The organism is Mycobacterium sp. 852002-30065_SCH5024008, from assembly GCF_001665645.1.
Lineage (GTDB): Bacteria > Actinomycetota > Actinomycetes > Mycobacteriales > Mycobacteriaceae > Mycobacterium > Mycobacterium paraffinicum.
Genome location: NZ_LZSZ01000157.1, coordinates 26,526 through 42,774, shown reverse-complemented (window position 1 = coordinate 42,774; position 16,249 = coordinate 26,526). Strand labels below are relative to the sequence as shown.

Genomic DNA, 16,249 nt, shown 5'->3' with positions numbered 1-16,249 from the left:
TCAGTTGCCCAGTGTGGTGGCCCGGAACCCGGCGGATCGCCGGGAAATATCAGAAGCTTCCGCCGTCACCTGCGCCTGCAGCGCGAACTGGGTCATCCGGGTCCACGCGTCGCGGTCACGCTGGCTCGCCTGCCGCCCCACATGCGTCACGACGTCGACGTCGGTCGCCTGGGCGCGCAGATACCCGGCGCGGGCGTGTTCCTTGGGGACGTGCCGGAACGGATCGAATGAGTAGGCGGTCATGGCGTTTCCGTGGGTGATCTTGTCGATCACCGAGTCGTCGAGATGCCCCATGGTCGCGATGACGTCCTCCGGCGCGAACGGCCAGTTGCTGTCGGAGTGGGGAAAGTCCGACTCCCAGCACAGCATGTCCTCGTTGAACCAGTCCATGTTGCGCACGCCGACCTTGTCGCTGATGAAGCACGTGTAGAAGTGCCGCTTGAACACGTCGGCCGGTCCGCTGTAACCGGGCGGGAACTTGGCCAGCGTCCACCCCGAGTGGCGGTTGTAGACGTGCTCGGCCCGCCACAGGAAGTACGGTATCCAGCCGACGTCACCCTCGGTGAGGGAGAACTTCAGCTGCGGGAAGTCGGCCCAGAACTCGGCCCAGATCAGCTCGGTGAAGGTGAACATGCTCATCATGGACGACGCCGTCATCTGCACACTGGGCGGGGCATCCGTCGACACCTGCGGAGAGCGCGATGCGGAGCCGACGTGCGTGCACAGCACCGTCTTGTTCTCACAGACCGCCTCGAACAGCGGATACCAGTATTTGGTGTGAATACTGGGCATTTGCAACGCCTCTGGATTCTCCGAGAACGTCACCGCGTGGCAGCCCTTCTTAGCGAGCCGGTCGACTTCCTTGGCCGCCTCGGCCACGTCAAACAGCGGCAGGATGCCGCAGGGAATGAAGCGGCCCGGGTAGGCCGCGCACCACTCGTCGACGTGCCAGTCGTTGTAGGCCTTGATCATCACCAGGTTGACCTCGCGGTCGGGACCCTGGTTGAGGACCTGCCCGGAGAACCCGGTGAAGTTGGGGAAGTTCAGGCCGGCCAGCTGACCGCCGGCGTTCATGTCGCGGATCCGCTCGTCGACGTTGAAGCACCCGGGCCGCATCTCGTCGTAGCGGGAGGCGTCGATGTTGTACATCTCCCGCGGCTTTCCCGCCACGGCGTTGAGGCCCATGTTTCGCCCGCGGACCTCGCCGTAATACCACTGCTGGATTCCGTCGGGTTCGATAACCACCCGGGGGGCACGGTCCTTGTATTTCGCGGGGACGTGCGCGTCGAACATGTCCGCGGGCTCGGCGATGTGATCGTCCACGCTGATCAGGATCAGATCGTCCTTGTTCATGCCGAACTCCTCGCCGCCGTAGTGACTAGTAGATAATGGCGCCGATCACAGTGTCAACCGCGCTCGCCAGTTCGCGGCCGCGGATAAAGGGTTGTATCGCAATATCGGGTCGTCGTCGGGGACGCTGTCGCTTTGCGCCCTGCCGTTGGCAAAGTAGCGACTAATAGTCGCTGCCGCGGGGTGTGCGGCTGGCCGCACTTTCGCGCGCGAGGATCAGTCGGCGGGCGCGTACCGCAGCATCGTGACGTCGTGTTCGGGGTAGTCGAAGAACACCGGCTTCACCCGCATCCCCACCCGCAGGTCGGCGGGGTCGACGTTGACCAGCTCGGTGGAAAACCTTGGCCCCTCGTCCCATTCGACGATGGCCAGCAGCTGGGGCACGGCGTCGGCGAAGTGCGGGCTCACCGGCCGGCGCGCCACGGTGAAGGAATACAACGTTCCCACGCCGGAGATCTCCCGCCATTCCAGATCGTCCGCGAGCGTGCGCGGCGCCCGCACCCGTGGGTAGAACACGTAGCTTCCCAGCGAGGGCGAGTACTGAATGACGATCCGGTGCTCCGCCAGCGCGTCCCAAAACGGGGAACTGGTAGGGGTTTTGACCGGCATCGGGCGCTCGAAGGTGGCCATCTGCGATCAATCCCCCTCGAGAATCAGCGTGGTTTGTTCCGACAGGATTCCGCCGTTCCCGGACACGAAGGCGCGGTGACAGTCGGCCACCTGCGCCGCGCCCGCGCGGCCCATGATCTGGCGCGTGGCGTCACAGACGTGGTGCATGCCGCCGGCCAGCCCGGCCTGACCGAAGCCCAGCTGCCCGCCCGCGGTGTTGAGCGGGAAGTCACCGCGGAACGTGAGATCATGGCTGGCAACGAATTCCATACCCTTACCCTTCTGGCAGAAGCCCGCGTCCTCCAGCGACAGCAACACGGTGATCGTGTAGCAGTCGTAGATCGACACCATGTCCATCTGCTCGCGGCTCAGATGGGTCATGGCGAACGCGGTGTCAGCGGCCTCCGCGATCGGGGTGTGCAGCAGGTCCTTGGCGTAGGTCGGCGTCTTGAACGGCACATGTTCGCCGAATCCCTTGATCCACACCGGCCGATGGCGCGCGCGTCTGGCGAGATCCGCGTTGGCGACGACCACCGCGGCGCCCCCGACGCAGGGCATGACGATCTCCAGCATGTGCAGCGGGTCGGCGATCACCGGGCTGGCCAGGACGTCGTCGACCGTGAGCGGCTTGTCCTTCCAGATCGCGCCCTCGGTGTGGTTGGCGTTGAACCGCTGATCGACGACGATCTTGGCCATCGCCCGCTCGTCGTAACCGTAGACGGCCGAATAGCGCTGGGCCACCTGCCCGTAGGGCCCGTTCTGGCCGAGATTGCCGTAGGGGATCTCGAATTCGGCCTGAGGAGAGCCGTATTGGTTGCTCGACGAGCCGAAGAACATCGCGTCCACCAGCGGCCTGGGCTTCTTCTTCGACGAGGGGGTGATGTACCGGGCCGGCAGCGCACACAGGACCGCGTCGCAGATGCCCAGTTCGATCGCCGCGGCCGCACGCCAGACCATGGCCGCCGCGCTGGCTCCGCCGAGGTCGACGTGCTCGGCGAATCGCGCCCCGACGCCCAGGTATTCGGCGATCGTGGAGGGCACGAAGATCTCCGATTCCGCCAGGTGCGACGCAACGATCCCGTCGACGACATCGCCGGACAGTCCGGCGTCCTCGAGCGCCGCCGCGGAGAGTTCCGCCCATTGTTCGATCGCGAACGGCGCGAGCGAGGCCTTGTTGAGCCGCTCGGGCGGCAACTCGACATAGCCGACAATCGCCGCTTCTCCGCTTAATCCCATGGGCCATCCTACTTTCGGGGGAGTCCGAGGATCATCTGCGCGATGATGTTCAGCTGGATCTCCCGGGTTCCGCCGCCGATCAGCTCGGCGGGCAGGTGCAGGTAGCCCTCCACGATATCGGGGTCGGCGTCGGCGACCATCGCCGCGCGTCCGGTCAACCGCAGCGTGGCCTCGAATGTCCTGCGCAGCAGCACGTTCATCGCCACCTTCGCGATGCTCGATGCCGGGCCCGACGCCTGGCCGTCGAGCAGCCGGATGGTCTCCCGTACACCCAGTGCCTTGATGGCGTTGGTGTACGCGTCGAGTTCCCCGAGCGCGCGCAGCGCGTCGTCGCGGTCGGGTCCCGGCTCGGCCGCCAGCCGGCGCAGCGCCGCCGCCCTGTCGAACTTCACGTAACCGCTGATGGCGGAACGCTCTTCGGCCATGGTGGCGATCGCGAGGTTCCATCCGTCGGTGGGGGCGCCCAGCAACATCTCATCGGGGACGAAGACGTCGTTGAGGAACACCTCGTTGAAGTGCGCCTGCCCGGTGGCCGTTTTGATCGGCTGGATTTCGATCCCGGGCGACCGCATATCGATGATGAAGTAACCGATGCCGCGATGCTTGCCGGCTTCGGGGTCGGTGCGCGCCAGCAGGGCGCCAAGGTCGGCGTACTGCGCCAACGACGTCCAGATCTTGTGGCCGTTGATCCGCCAACCGCCATCGACCTTGGTCGCCCGGGTGGCCAGCGACGCAAGGTCGGAGCCGGCACCCGGCTCACTGAACAGCTGGCACCAATGAATCTCGCCGCGTTGCGTAGGGGGAATCAGCTTCTCTTGCAGTTCTTTTGGTGCGGCGGCCAGCACCGAGGGCAGGATCCACTCGGCGATGTTCAGTGACGGCCGGACCAACCCCGGTCGCTTGGCGAACTCTTCGTCGATGATGAGCTGTTTGAGGGGACCCGCATCGACGCCCCAGGGCGCCGGCCAGTGCGGCGCCATCAGGCCGGCATCGGCCATCAACGTGCGCTGGGGCCCGGAGGCCTGGTCCGGGTAGTCGCCGTGCGGTGCCGGCTGGTCGTTGCTCAATTGCATTGCCGCATCCAGCGTCTCGGCGACCCAGGAACGGAATTGCGATTCCGCGTCGCCGAGGTCGACCGACATGTCGCGTTGCTGGGTGCAGGTCAGCTGGCCCAGGCGGCGGGCCCAGCGATTCGCCGGGCCGATCGAGGCCGCGAGGCTGATCGCCCGCCGCCAGTACAGGTGCAGATCGTGCTCCCAGGTGAACCCGATGGCCCCGAACATGGTCAACGCGTCGAGGACGAGGTCGGGCACCGGTGAGATCGCGATCACCGCCGCACCGGCGGCGGCCATGCGGTGCTGGTCGATCGGTTCGTCGGCGGCGCGCACCGCGTCCCAGGCCGCCGCGGTAGCCAGCTCGCTGCTGACCAGCAGCATCGCGGCGTTGTGCTGCAACGCCTGGAAGGTACCGATCACCTTGCCGAACTGTTCGCGGATGCGCAGGTGCGCGGTCACCGCTTCGACGCACCACTGCACGATGCCGGCCATCGCGCTGGCCAGCAGGCCCAGCGTGACGCATCGCGCACGCTCGGGATCGATCCCGGTGAGTACCTGCGCGCCGGCCGCGCGGTAGTCGTCGAGCCGCAAGATGCCGGCGTCCGCGACCAGGTCGGTGCCGTTGACGGGCTCCGCTGTCGCCGTGGGGTTTTCGCTGTCGACAGCCACCCAGACCACGCCGTCGTCTTCCGCGCGGGCGGCGACGAGGACCGTTCGCGCCGCGCACACGCCCGCGGTGACCTCCGACGCCCCGGTGATCCGCCATCCCCCGCCGTCGGCACGCGCCCTGAAGTCACCGTCGTCGGGAAGCACGATGGCCGCGGTGACGCCGGCGGCGAGGTCGCGCAGCAGCGCTTCGGCGGCCGGTGTCGGATCGGCGAGCAAGGCGACGGCCCCCGTGGCGACCGTCGGCAGCAGCGGGCCGGGCAACAGCGCCTTGCCCGCCGCCTCTAGAACGCAGGCCGCGTCGATCAGCCGGCCGCCCTGGCCGCCCAGGCTTTCAGGCAGGTGTACGGCGTGAAAGCCGTTGCCGACGAGGGCATCCCACCATCCGGGGTGGCGCCCCGCCGCGAGGTCGTCGAAGCTGTCACGGGTGGCGGCGATGGGGGCGTGCCGGCCGGCGAACTGCCCGACGGCGTCGCTGAGCTCCTGCTGCTCCGGGCTCAGTCCCAGGGTCACGATGACGGCCGAGAGGTGACTACGGTTGGCCGCACGGACTGATATCCTTCCGGGACTTACAAGACGGACCGTCTCGTCTTGTGGCAGACTACCGGGGGTAGTCAGGCTATGTAAAGCGGGCCTCCGCGGCAGTGAGGATCACCATATGCCAAGCGATCTCACCCAGGTGAGCACGCCGAGGCGGCGAAGCGAGAAGTCGCGGACGGCGATCGTCACCGCCACGCGTGAGCTGCTTCTCGAGCGCGGCTTCGACGGTCTGACCATCGAAGCCGTCGCCGCCCGGGCCGGCGTGGGCAAGCAGACCATCTACCGGTGGTGGCCCAGCCGCCCGGCGCTGGTCGCCGACGTCATGCTCAAGGACGCCGATCAGCTGCTGGCGTCGGTATCCCATACCGGCGACTTGACCGCCGACCTGGTTCGCTGGGTGGGCAAGCTGGTGACCAGCCTGACGACCGCCCGCGGCGCCGCGATGTTGCGGACCCTGACCGTCGCCTGCATGGAACACGAGGACACCGCCGTCAGACTGCGCGCCGGATTCAGCGCGCCGCTGCACGAGAGCGTGCGGGCCCGGCTGCTCGCCGATGGCATCGGCGCCGCCACGGCCGAATCGGCTGCGGATGCGATCGTCGGCGGTGTGGTGTATCCGATCCTCTCCGGCGCCCACCCTTACTCGCGGCGACGAGCCGAGCGCACGACGCGGCTCATCGTCGAGGCGCTCATAGGCTGATCACCTGATCGTGATCGCTGCCAGGCCCTGACTCACGCGGTCCGGTAGGGAGCCCCCGTGGCTGAGCCAGTCGTCGAGGGCGATCCGCACGGTCGCCATCGCCAGGGCGCCGATCAGGCGGGGCCGGGGATCCTGGGCCGCCAATCGCGACAGCCGCGGCGCGATCAGCTCGGCGATCGCCAGCTCGTAACGCACATAGATGTGCAGTGTCCACGCGTCCAATGTCTCGGAAGACCTTGTCAGGACAGCTAATTCGCGAATCTGGTCCTCGATGTCGGCGAATCCGCCGGCAAGCTCGGAGAAGGCGCCGATGACGGCGTCGGTGGCGGTCAGGCCTTCGGGCTGGGCGGCCAGGGCGGCGGTGATCCGGTTGAGCCAATGGACCGTCATGCCCTCGGCGACGGCGTCCTCCTTGGAGTTGAAGTAGCGGAAGAAGGTCGCCCGTCCGATGTCGGCCTCGTCGGCGATGCGTTCCACGGTTGTGCCCGCCAGGCCGCGATCGGCGACCAGCTGAGCGGCGGCGGCGGCGATGCGCTGACGCATGGCCGTTCGCTTGCGTTCGGCCAACGATGTCGTGGCAGCCATTCCCCCACCTTTTCCGCGAATCGACGCCTAGGTCGTAAGACATAGTCTTAGCATGAGACGATGTCTCACGATCCCGATTCGTCCGATCAGACGGCCCCGAAGGCGCCCGCCGCGTGGCAGTTCGTCCAGCAGATGCTTGCGGACATCACCAAGGTCGTGAGCGAGGACGCCGAATCCGAGCGGGAACTGCTCGAAGGCCTGCGGCTGATCGCCCGCGTCTCGTCCCTGTGTGCGCAGATGTCCGTCGAGGCGGACGCCGAGCGGCCCTCCTTCTTCGATATGTGTTCGGACAACCGCATGGTCGGCGGTCCCAATCCCGACGGCAACTACTACCTGGCGATGATTCGTGGGGACCGGAGGTACCGGATCCGCGGATCGCGGGGCACCAGCGCCTACCTCGGGCTGCAGATCCTGGCCGGGACGGGACTCGCGCCGCGCCGCATGGCAGGGTACGTCAGCGACGTCGACTTAGCCTTGGAATCAGGCGAATTCGCGCTCGTGCTGTCGGCGGACGAACCGCCTGACCTCGCCGGTGCGCAATGGGTGAAGATTCCCGAAGACGCCTCGTCGGTGGTGGTCCGGGAGTACATCGGTGATCGGGCGCGCGAAGAGCTCGCCACGCTGCGGATCGAGGCGTTGGACCCCGTCCCGCCGGCGCCGCTGACGGACGGCGAGCTCGCCGATCAGTTCACCGCGATGGCGTGGTCACTGATGAAGCTCGCGACGTTGCACCGCACCATCAAGCCCGAACTGCTCGACATGCCCAACACGTTGCTGACCGCCGAGGCCGCCAACCTCGGCGCCGCCGACACCACCCCGGACAACCTGTACATGATCGGGACCTACCGGCTCGAACCGAACGAGGCCCTGGTCCTCGACATCGCTCCCCCCGACACCCGCTATTGGAACGTCACGCTGGAAAGCATCTGGCACGAGTGCCTGGAACCGCGCGCCCGGCACAGCTCGGTGACCAACCGCGGCGTCTCACCCGATGCGGACGGCCGGGTGCGAATCGCGATCTCCGCGAAGGACTTCGGAGTCGGCCACTGGCTCGACACCGGTGGCCGGCATCGCGGCTTCGTCGTCCTGCGCTGGCTGGACAACCCCAGCCCTCCCGACGTAGCAGTGACGGTGCGCCGATGTGAGGAGCCGGTATGACACTGAAGGACCGATTCGCCCCCGAACGGCTGATAGCCACCGCCTGCGAGGAAACCGGAAGCGATGACTTCGGCGCCGAGGGGTGGCGGCCGGGCCTGCACCGCCTCACCGACGGGCTGATCAACGAGGCGCGGCTGTCGGACATCGGCGTGGAGATCGCCCACCTCGACATCATGCGGGCCCTCAAGAATCGCCTTGGCGTGATCGCCTGGCGCAAGCAGCATCCGGAGATCGCGACGAAACCGGTTGCGGCGCCGATATTCATCGTCGGTCAGCCCCGTACGGGAACCACGATCCTTTACGACCTGCTCGCCCAGGACCCTGCGCTGCGCGCCCCATTGACCTGGGAGGTCGACGAACCCTGCCCGGTTCCGCAGCCGGAGACCTATCACGACGATCCGCGCATCGCGCAGGCGCAGGCCGCTATCGACATGTCCGAGCAGATCATGCCGGGCTTTCTGGCGTTTCATCCGATGGGCGCCCTCGTCGGCCAGGAGTGCGTGCGCATCACGGCCGCAGAGTTCGTCAGCATGATCTTTTCGGTGCAGTACAGCCTACCGAGTTACTACCGCTGGCTGCTCTACGAGGCGGACCACGCGGGCGCCTACCGCTTTCACCGAATCTTTCTGCAGCACTTGCAATCCGGCGTTCCCGGGCAGTGGTTGCTGAAGTCCCCGGCGCATTTGTGGCAGCTCGACACGCTGCTGGCCGAGTACCCCGACGCGTTGATCGTGCAGACGCATCGCGACCCGCTCAACGTCGTCTCGTCGATCGCCGCTCTGACCCACCACCTGCGCCGGATGTGCAGCGACGAGTCCAGCATCGCCGAGTGCGCCGCGCAGTCCTACGAGGAGATCGTCGTCGGGCTGGAGCGCGAGATGGCCCTGCGCGACAGCGGGGCGGTGCCGGCGGACCGCGTGATCGACGTGCAGTACGCCGACTTCATCAACGACCCGTGGACCACGATCAAGGACATCTATCAGCGGCTCGATCGCGAGCTGCGCCCCGATGCCGAGCAAAAGATGCGTGACTTCCTCGCCGCCCACCCCGGTGACGGCGGGCGCGGCCGCTACACCTGGTCGGACACCGGCCTCGAGGCCGGCGAGGTGCGCGAGCGGGTGCGGGCCTACCAGGACCGCTACGCGGTGCCGACCGAAAAGCTACGGTGATCCGGACAGCGTCGAACACCGTTGCGACGCTTGGGGTCTCCAACCGAGTAGGATCGCCGCAAAGGGACGGGAGCTGCCATGGACGAAGACTGTCTGAAGCTCACCACCTACCTGGCCGAGCGTCGGCGGACCGACCAAGGCTTCGTGTCCGATGTGCTGCTCGATCTCTATGCCCGGCATCGCATCGCCTGTGGCGTGGTGCTGCGCGGCATCGGCGGCTTCGGTTCCGGGCGCCACCTGAGGACCGACGAGTCGCTGACGTTGTCCGAGGACCCGCCCGTCGCGATCATCGCCGTCGACACCAGGACGAAGATCGAGGCCCTGCTCGACCCGGTGCTCGCCGTCAAGCAGCGCGGCCTGGTCACCTTGGAGCGGGCGCGGCTGCTACGCGACGACGGGGCACTCCTGGAGCCGCTGCAGCTCCCCGACGAATTGCGCGAAGCCGTCAAGCTGACCGTCTACGTCGGCCGCAAGGAACGCGTCAACGGCGCCCCCGCCTACGTCGCCATCTGCGATGTGCTGCATCGGCGCCGGATAGCCGGCGCGTCGGTGCTGCTGGGGGTCGACGGCGTCACCGACGGGCAGCGGCACCGTGCGCGCTTCTTCGGCCGTAACGCGAACGTGCCGATGATGATCGTGGCCGTCGGATCCGGCGAGCGCATCGCAGCGGTGCTGCCGGAGCTGATGGGGCTGCTCCGGCAACCCATGGTCACGCTGGAGCGGGTCCGCGTGTGCAAACGCGACGGCGAACTCCTGGAGCGGCCGCACGCCCTCCCGGGGGTCGACGAACGCGGTCTGCCACTGTTCCAGAAGTTGACGATCTACACGTCCGAGTCGGCTTTACGCGGCGGGGTGCCGATTCACCGGGCGATCGTGCAGCGGCTTCGTCAACGCGAAGCGCCCGACGGCGCGACGGTGGTGCGGGGCATCTGGGGCTACCACGGCGACCATCAACCGCACGGTGACAGGTTCCTCTCGCTGCGCCGGCGCGTCCCCGTGGTGACCATCGTCATCGACACCCCGGCCAACATCGCCGAATCCTTTGACGTGATCGACGAATTGACCCGCGACGACGGGCTGGTGACGAGCGAGATGGTGCCCGCGGTGGTGTCGGACGAACGTGACGCCGGCGACGGCCCGCCCCGGATGGCCGACCACCGCTACTAGGTCAGCCGGCGACCGACGCGTCGTAGATCGACTGGATCGCCTTGTCCAGCGTGGCGTTGAACTGCTCGTCGGTTTGGTCGGCGGTCAGCCCCTCGGTCAGCGCGCGGCTGAAGCTGGCGATCAGCCCGTGGTTCTTCGCCAGCAGCTCGTTGGCCTCCTCGCGCGAGTAACCGCCGGAGAGGGCGACCACTCGCATCACCTTCGGGTGCTCGATCAGGGGGAGGTAGAAGTTGGCCTCGGTCGGCAGGCTCAGCTTGAGCATGACGCGCTGCCCGTCGGGCACGTTCTCGAGTCGCTTGGTGATCTCGTCGCGCAGGATGCCCTCGGCCTCGGCCTTGTCCGCGATCGAGATGGTGACCTCGGGCTCGATGATGGGCACCAGGCCGTGCGAGAGCACCTGATGGGCGAGCTCGAACTGCTGGGCGACCACGGCTGCGATGCCCTTGGCGTTGGCGCCGCCGATCACCGACCGTTCCTTGGTGCCGAAGACGCCCTTGCTCACGGCGCGCTCCAGGAGCTCGTCCAGTCCCGGGATCGGCTTCATCAGCTGGACTTCGTCGGACGCCTCGGCCAGGCCCTTGTCGATCTTGAGGATGGGCACCACGCCCTTGGTCTCCCACAGATAGGTGGTGGACGGGGTGCCCTCGATCTCGCGGTCCATGGTCTGCTCGAACAGGATCGCGGCCAGGATGCGGTCACCGGTGAACGCCGGGGCGGTGATGATCCTCGAACGCATCTGGTGGATGAGGTCGAACATCTCCTCTTCTGAGGAATACGCGTCGTCCTGGATGCCGTAGAGGCGCAGCGCCTTGGGCGTCGAGCCGCCGCTCTGGTCGAGCGCCGCGATGAACCCCTTCCCCGACGTCATCCGCTCCGCTTGCTTCTCGTTCGGCATGGAAGTTCTCCACTCCTTCGTGGTCGGCGTATGGTCTCGGCGCCTGCGGTGCCCAGCACCCTGCGCTAATCGTGCCGATCATATTCGGCCGATCAGAGCCCGGGGAGGCAGGTCGTTACAGCTCGGCTTGGTCTGCCCGCGCGGAGGCGGGTCTGACGCGCCACAGCGCCATGCGATCAAGGAGCCCGTCGCGCAGCACGAGCGTGTGAAAGAGCACCGCGCACATGTGGGCGGTGAACGTCAGAAACAGCAGCAACGCGAAGGCGCCGTGGCACTCGCGCAGCACCGCGAACACGTCGATGCTGTGCGGCGCGATGCCGGGCAGTCGCAGCGGCCCCACCAGCGTGACCGGAAACCGCGCCGCCGACACCATGGCCCACCCGGTGAGGGGCTGCACCAGCAGCAGCGCGTAGAGCAGGTATTCCGACCACGTCGCGATGCGCCGTTCGGCGCGGCTCATCGTGGACAGAAACGGGGGCGGCCGGTGCCTGACCCGATTCGCCAGCCGCACCACGGCGAACACCAGGATCAGCACGCCCAGCGGGCGATGGATGGCCAGCAGCAGCGGGTAGTAGCTCAGCGCCGCGACCATGGTGACGCCGATGAGCAGTTGGGCGATGACCATCGGCGCCATCAGCCAGTGCAGCAGGCGGGACGGGAGCGCGAACCGGGCCGTGGCGTTGACGTCGCTCACCGGAGCACCCGGGAAACGTCGACTGCGCTGGGCGTCTTGGGTTCCTCCGCGCGGCGGGTGAATGAGCGGGCGTAGACGGCCGATCGCGCGGCGAGCAGCGGGTCGTCGGAGGCGGTGATGCCGTCCGGCAGCACCAGCGGGTCGAAGTTGATATCGCGGGCGTTGCCGGGCGCCTCGGTCTGCACCGCCGTGACGGTGATGGTGCCGGCGTCAATGGTGCGGCGCGATCGCGGCCAGGGTTTCGTGGCGTCGTGGGTCGGATCACCCGGCTCCCCCACCGTGAGCACCAGCCGCCAATTGAGTGGTCGCTGCGCGAGCGCGCGGACGAAGTCGTCGAAAAGGTAGTCCTTGCCGGCCGGTGACGCCGGCGCGCCCGCCGCTTCCTGCGGAACGGCGCCCCAGCGCACCGGAACGGTTGCCCCGGCGCCGTTGGTGAACCGAAACGCGTTCAGGCCGTAGAACGCGCTGTCGGCGAACCCCACGCTGGGCGGGGCCTGCTTGATGATCTTCATCGCCGCGACCGTCTCGGGGTGACGGTCGAGGAAGGCGGCCATCTTCTCGGGGTCGGCCTTGCCCGTCCCGGCCACCGGTTTGGAAGCGAGCAGCCGGTCGTAGAAGCCCTGCGGCGTGCTGTCCGGGAAGACGGGGATGTTGACCATCGCGGTGCGCCATTGCTGGCCGTCGGGGCCCTGGAAGAGCAAGCCCAGTCCGCGCACCGTGGTGGGCGCGTCCGCCTGGTCCGGGAGGCCACCCGACAGGGAGAACCGGCCGATCACCGGCACCTTTCCCGCCCGGAAGACTGCGGCCCGGCAGATCGCCGCCCCTGCCCCGGTGCTCGTAAATGTTCCGACCGCGCTGAGCCCCTTGGCGTGATTGCGGCGAAAGCCGTCGTGGCGTCCGTAGACGTGTTCGAAGCGGTCGGCGAAGCGGGGCGGTGTCAGAGCACCGGGTCGCAGCCAGCCGCCCGCGTAGGCGAAGCCACCGACATCGACCGCGGCGATGCCGGCCACCGCTCCCATGCCCAGCAATGCGCGCCGTCGTGTCACTGCGTCGGCACCCGCGCCGGTGGGCTCGCCGTCGGCTCGCGGGTCGTCCTGCTCGCCACCGCGATCACCGGGCTCCACGCCGACCGTCCTTCCGCGTTTGTGCAGGCCAGGGGGCCCGGGCTGAATACGAATCCGGTACAGGCCATTCACGCATGGGCCAATGCCATGCGCAACTTCTGCGGGGGGTGTCGCACACACTCACAGGACGTCGCGCCGGGGCCATTCGTTCACTCGTTTTGGGTGTGGTTCGCCGCGTGTCATACCATCGAATAAACAACTTGCGGCTGCATCTGTAGCTAGAGCGCAGATCGACGGAGTGTCTCTCCTCCGAAGGGCAAGCGCTTTCCGTGGGGTTGAACAAGCAGCCCCCGGTGTTGGCAGTGGCTGTTTTAGAGCTACCGGTGTCCCACCAGGGACCGAATGTGAGTGATAGACCATGGGCGAACTAACCGGCGATCCAATCGATCCGACCGCTTTCTCAGTAGGAAAACAGCAGGTAGATGAGGCGGTCGTGCTGACCGTCTCGGGTGAAGTGGACATGCTCAGCTCGCCGCATCTGGCCGAGGCCATCCAGACCGCGATGGCGACCAAACCCGCCGCGCTGATCGTTGACCTGTCGAAAGTGGACTTCTTGGCGTCAGCCGGGATGACCGTCCTGGTGACGGCGCAGGCGGAGACCGAGCCGCCGACAAAATTCGCTGTCGTCGCCAACGGCTCGGCGACGAGCAGACCGATCAAACTGATGGGAATCGACAGCGTGCTCGCGCTCTACAGCTCGCTTGACGACGCACTGAGCGGCATTGCTGGTGGGTGAACCTCGAGATGGGGGCACAACTGGGAACGATGGGGCGCTCTGATCCTCAACCGCATGACGTGTCGAACATCGATGACCGATTCCGCTTCGCGCGGAATCGGGTCGCCGCCGACCCGCGTAGCGCTGCTCGGGCCCGAGCCGAATTCGGGGTCTGGCTCGAAACGCATTTCAGTCTCAGTTCCGACCGGTTCAGCGACGTCCTGCTGGCGGTAAACGAAGCCATCGCCAACGCCGCGGAATTCGCCTATTGCGAGACCTCCCAGCGCGGGACGCTTGACGTGAGCGCGGGCTATCACCGGCAGTCCGACACCTTGTCCGTCACCGTCGACGATCGCGGCCGTTGGCGTCAGCAAATGCCGCCCCAGTACCAGCAGCAACTCCGCGGACGCGGCATCCCGTTGATGGAGACACTCGCCGACGAGGTGACCATCGACCGCACCCCGCGCGGCACCCGCGTCACCTTGACCTGGACCGATCTGACACAACGCCAGGGCGCTTGAACCCGCGCCACCCGGTGCGTCCGATGTGCTTGGTTCGCAATGGAATTCGTTGTTATGGGGAACCGACCCCGTAACATCTGCGTCATGGAACCGAGTCGCCGGTGGGGCGACGACCGCGCGATTCTCGACGACGAGGAGGCCCGCAGGCGGATCCTGGACGCCGCGGGCCGCTGCATCGCGCATCGCGGCAACACTCAGTTCCGGATGGGTGAGGTGGCCGACGAGGCAGGGGTGTCACGGTCCACGGTCTACCGGTACTTCCCCGGCCGCGACGACGTCCTGCTGGGCCTGATCCTGAAGCGGGTCGACCGTGCGCTCGGCGAATTGGTCCGGTCGCTGGCCGCCCCCGACGATCCGGTGCGGTCGGTGCCCGAGATGGTGCTGGCCCGCGTCGAGTCGGTGGACGGCGATCCACTGAACGAGGCACTGTTCGCCGCCGAGAGCACCGCCGTGGCGACGGCCCTCGAGAAGGGTTCGGAGCCCATCGTGGAGACGCTGTTGCGGCACTACCAACCGCTGCTGGATCGGTGGCAGTCGGCCGGCCGTCTGCACGCCGATCTCGACCCGCGGTCGGTCGTGCAATGGCTGCACGCGACGACGCTGTTCCTCCTGGCGCCCTCTTGGCGGTACCGCCCGGTCGCCGACAAACGCGAGTTCGTCGAGCAATTCGTGGTGCGGGCCCTGGTACCGGAGATCAGACAATAACTACGTATTGTCTGATATCGCGCCCTTCGAGTATTTTTGACTGACCCCGTGCCGCGACGTCCGAACGGCTCGCGGTGCGGGTGACACGTCCGCACCAAGAAACGAACAAATATGAATAACCCTGTGACGCGGGCTATTTCGGCCGCCGGTCTGGCCGCTCACCTGGGCCGCGGCGTGGGCCGGATAGCCACCGACGCAGTGGTCGGCAGCCGATTGGGTTTGCCCCGGCGGGTGCGGGACATCGACGCGGCAGTGCTCTCCAAGGTGATGGGCACCGCCGTCAGAACGGTCCGCGTCCTGGGCAGCGACGCGGGGACGTCGTCGCGGGCTCGGCTGGTGCTGACCGGAAAGAATGTCCCCGACTCGGTGTTCGTCAAGCTCGCGGCGAAGACGGCGGCCACCCGGTTGATGGGTGAGCTGGGCCGGCTCGGGCGCACAGAGGTGCGGTTCTACCGGCAGCTCGCGCCGCAGATCGTCGGCGCCCCGTATGCCTACGGCGCGGCATTCGACCCGTGGACGGGGCGCTACCTGCTGGTGCTGGAGGACCTTCCCGCCGAGTCGTGCGAGTTCCCCGACACGCTGCACCCGCTTTCGCCCGAGCAGGCCAGCCTGATCGTCGAGCTGCTCGCCGACCTGCATGCCACCTTCTGGAACCGCCTCCCCCGCGACGGGCGCGGCCCCCTGGGCTGGCTCTACACGCCGTCCGGCGACGTCACTTCCCTGCTGACCGGCTCGCTGATGCACGCCTCGATCAAGCGCCTTGCCGAGCGCACCGAGATCCCCGTCGAAAGCGGCCGCTTCATCGCCGACAACTACCGGGCCGTCGCCGCCCTCATCGACACTCCCCCACACACCGTCATGCACGGCGATGCGCACCCCGGCAACATGTATTTCCACGGCGGCAAGGCCGGACTGCTGGACTGGCAGGCGGTGCGGCGTGGGAACCCGTCGCGGGAACTGGCCTACACGCTGATCACCAGCCTCACGCCCGAAGACCGCCGGGCGAACCAGCGCGAACTGCTCGATGACTACCGCCGCTCGCTCGCCGCGGCCGGTGGACCCGAACTGGACCGCGACGAACTCTGGCTACGCTTCCGCCAGGCCGCGCTGTACGCGTACGTGGCACCGCTGATCACCGCGGGCATGGGCGGCATGCAGGTCGAAGACATCGCCATGGAAGGGCTGCGACGCGGTGTCGAGGCGCTCGACGATCTGGAAACGGTCGCGGCGCTGAAGAGTTCGCTTTGAGGCGAGCAAGTTTCGCCGAACCTATTGCGATGGCCGCGGCAAGAGTTACGCTACTTCCCGTAGCGTAATGCTGCGGGTCTTTTGCGCCTTCAGCCCATGGCGGCAAGGAGAG

General features: G+C 67.4%; 16 protein-coding genes. 8 read left to right on the top strand and 8 right to left on the bottom strand.

The genetic code is table 11. The annotated features are described in order from the left end of the window. The 4 genes from A5781_RS19110 to A5781_RS19095 form a co-directional block, all read right to left on the bottom strand. Nucleotides 1-1,353 carry an amidohydrolase family protein gene (locus A5781_RS19110; RefSeq protein ID WP_067209919.1) on the bottom strand — a complete coding sequence of 451 codons (1,353 nt, stop codon included), beginning with the start codon at nucleotides 1,351-1,353 and terminating at the stop codon, nucleotides 1-3. 213 nt (nucleotides 1,354-1,566) lie between these two features. After that, the gene (locus A5781_RS19105) at nucleotides 1,567-1,980 is read right to left on the bottom strand and encodes a Zn-ribbon domain-containing OB-fold protein (RefSeq protein WP_067209915.1); all 414 of its coding nucleotides are present in this window, start codon (nucleotides 1,978-1,980) and stop codon (nucleotides 1,567-1,569) included. A gap of 6 nt (nucleotides 1,981-1,986) precedes the next feature. Further along, nucleotides 1,987-3,195, bottom strand: a complete 1,209-nt coding sequence (locus tag A5781_RS19100; protein ID WP_067209911.1) for a thiolase family protein — start codon at nucleotides 3,193-3,195, stop codon at nucleotides 1,987-1,989. Nucleotides 3,196-3,203: 8 nt separating this feature from the next. Then, a complete protein-coding gene (locus tag A5781_RS19095; RefSeq protein WP_067209906.1) occupies nucleotides 3,204-5,429 on the bottom strand; it encodes an acyl-CoA dehydrogenase in 2,226 nt (741 codons plus the stop codon). A 145-nt stretch (nucleotides 5,430-5,574) separates the two neighbouring features. On the opposite strand from A5781_RS19095, the gene A5781_RS19090 reads away from it, so the two are divergent. Continuing rightward, a complete protein-coding gene (locus A5781_RS19090) occupies nucleotides 5,575-6,156 on the top strand; it encodes a TetR/AcrR family transcriptional regulator (RefSeq protein ID WP_067209903.1) in 582 nt (193 codons plus the stop codon). Here the strand turns inward: A5781_RS19090 and A5781_RS19085 are convergent, their stop codons facing one another. Continuing rightward, nucleotides 6,157-6,741, bottom strand: a complete 585-nt coding sequence (locus A5781_RS19085; protein WP_067209899.1) for a TetR family transcriptional regulator — start codon at nucleotides 6,739-6,741, stop codon at nucleotides 6,157-6,159. It lies immediately after the preceding gene. Between the two features lie 60 nt (nucleotides 6,742-6,801). Between A5781_RS19085 and A5781_RS19080 the strand changes: the two genes are divergently transcribed. The 3 genes from A5781_RS19080 to A5781_RS19070 all read left to right on the top strand — a co-directional run bounded on the left by A5781_RS19080 (nucleotide 6,802) and on the right by A5781_RS19070 (nucleotide 10,235). After that, on the top strand, nucleotides 6,802-7,899 hold the full coding sequence (locus A5781_RS19080) for a DUF1214 domain-containing protein (protein ID WP_067209895.1): 1,098 nt from the start codon (nucleotides 6,802-6,804) through the stop codon (nucleotides 7,897-7,899). Further along, nucleotides 7,896-9,068, top strand: a complete 1,173-nt coding sequence (locus tag A5781_RS19075) for a sulfotransferase (protein ID WP_067209892.1) — start codon at nucleotides 7,896-7,898, stop codon at nucleotides 9,066-9,068. The genes A5781_RS19080 and A5781_RS19075 overlap by 4 nt, the downstream gene beginning before the upstream one ends. Nucleotides 9,069-9,146: 78 nt before the next feature. After that, complete coding sequence (locus A5781_RS19070; protein WP_067209888.1) at nucleotides 9,147-10,235, top strand: DUF190 domain-containing protein; 1,089 nt, start codon at nucleotides 9,147-9,149, stop codon at nucleotides 10,233-10,235. A gap of 1 nt (nucleotide 10,236) precedes the next feature. Here A5781_RS19070 and A5781_RS19065 read toward each other — a convergent pair whose 3' ends face one another. From A5781_RS19065 to A5781_RS19055, 3 genes are all read right to left on the bottom strand, one after another. Then, complete coding sequence (locus tag A5781_RS19065) at nucleotides 10,237-11,130, bottom strand: fructose bisphosphate aldolase (protein WP_067209884.1); 894 nt, start codon at nucleotides 11,128-11,130, stop codon at nucleotides 10,237-10,239. Nucleotides 11,131-11,245: 115 nt separating this feature from the next. Beyond that, the gene (locus A5781_RS19060) at nucleotides 11,246-11,824 is read right to left on the bottom strand and encodes a cytochrome b (protein ID WP_067209881.1); all 579 of its coding nucleotides are present in this window, start codon (nucleotides 11,822-11,824) and stop codon (nucleotides 11,246-11,248) included. After that, nucleotides 11,821-12,948, bottom strand: a complete 1,128-nt coding sequence (locus A5781_RS19055; protein ID WP_369817765.1) for a catalase family peroxidase — start codon at nucleotides 12,946-12,948, stop codon at nucleotides 11,821-11,823. Before A5781_RS19055 ends, A5781_RS19060 begins: the two co-directional genes overlap by 4 nt. Nucleotides 12,949-13,306: 358 nt before the next feature. Between A5781_RS19055 and A5781_RS19050 the strand changes: the two genes are divergently transcribed. The 4 genes from A5781_RS19050 (at nucleotide 13,307) to A5781_RS19035 (ending at nucleotide 16,137) form a co-directional block, all read left to right on the top strand. Continuing rightward, nucleotides 13,307-13,684, top strand: a complete 378-nt coding sequence (locus A5781_RS19050) for an STAS domain-containing protein (RefSeq protein WP_067209877.1) — start codon at nucleotides 13,307-13,309, stop codon at nucleotides 13,682-13,684. Between the two features lie 59 nt (nucleotides 13,685-13,743). Then, entirely contained in the window at nucleotides 13,744-14,184 is a 441-nt protein-coding gene (locus A5781_RS19045) for an ATP-binding protein (protein WP_082939431.1), read from the top strand. An 84-nt stretch (nucleotides 14,185-14,268) separates the two neighbouring features. Next, on the top strand, nucleotides 14,269-14,889 hold the full coding sequence (locus A5781_RS19040) for a TetR/AcrR family transcriptional regulator (protein ID WP_067209874.1): 621 nt from the start codon (nucleotides 14,269-14,271) through the stop codon (nucleotides 14,887-14,889). A gap of 111 nt (nucleotides 14,890-15,000) precedes the next feature. Next, nucleotides 15,001-16,137, top strand: a complete 1,137-nt coding sequence (locus tag A5781_RS19035; protein ID WP_067209870.1) for a phosphotransferase — start codon at nucleotides 15,001-15,003, stop codon at nucleotides 16,135-16,137. The last annotated feature ends 112 nt before the right edge of the window (nucleotides 16,138-16,249 follow it).

What these genes read in the sequence shown, in the direction of transcription:
- A5781_RS19100 (WP_067209911.1), bottom strand. Translation starts at nt 3,195, where the DNA reads ATGGGATTAAGCGGAGAAGCGGCGATTGTCGGCTATGTCGAGTTGCCG.
- A5781_RS19080 (WP_067209895.1), top strand. Translation starts at nt 6,802, where the DNA reads ATGTCTCACGATCCCGATTCGTCCGATCAGACGGCCCCGAAGGCGCCC.
- A5781_RS19085 (WP_067209899.1), bottom strand. Translation starts at nt 6,741, where the DNA reads ATGGCTGCCACGACATCGTTGGCCGAACGCAAGCGAACGGCCATGCGT.
- A5781_RS19050 (WP_067209877.1), top strand. Translation starts at nt 13,307, where the DNA reads ATGGGCGAACTAACCGGCGATCCAATCGATCCGACCGCTTTCTCAGTA.
- A5781_RS19035 (WP_067209870.1), top strand. Translation starts at nt 15,001, where the DNA reads ATGAATAACCCTGTGACGCGGGCTATTTCGGCCGCCGGTCTGGCCGCT.
- A5781_RS19090 (WP_067209903.1), top strand. Translation starts at nt 5,575, where the DNA reads ATGCCAAGCGATCTCACCCAGGTGAGCACGCCGAGGCGGCGAAGCGAG.
- A5781_RS19075 (WP_067209892.1), top strand. Translation starts at nt 7,896, where the DNA reads ATGACACTGAAGGACCGATTCGCCCCCGAACGGCTGATAGCCACCGCC.
- A5781_RS19110 (WP_067209919.1), bottom strand. Translation starts at nt 1,353, where the DNA reads ATGAACAAGGACGATCTGATCCTGATCAGCGTGGACGATCACATCGCC.
- A5781_RS19070 (WP_067209888.1), top strand. Translation starts at nt 9,147, where the DNA reads ATGGACGAAGACTGTCTGAAGCTCACCACCTACCTGGCCGAGCGTCGG.
- A5781_RS19065 (WP_067209884.1), bottom strand. Translation starts at nt 11,130, where the DNA reads ATGCCGAACGAGAAGCAAGCGGAGCGGATGACGTCGGGGAAGGGGTTC.
- A5781_RS19040 (WP_067209874.1), top strand. Translation starts at nt 14,269, where the DNA reads ATGGAACCGAGTCGCCGGTGGGGCGACGACCGCGCGATTCTCGACGAC.
- A5781_RS19105 (WP_067209915.1), bottom strand. Translation starts at nt 1,980, where the DNA reads ATGGCCACCTTCGAGCGCCCGATGCCGGTCAAAACCCCTACCAGTTCC.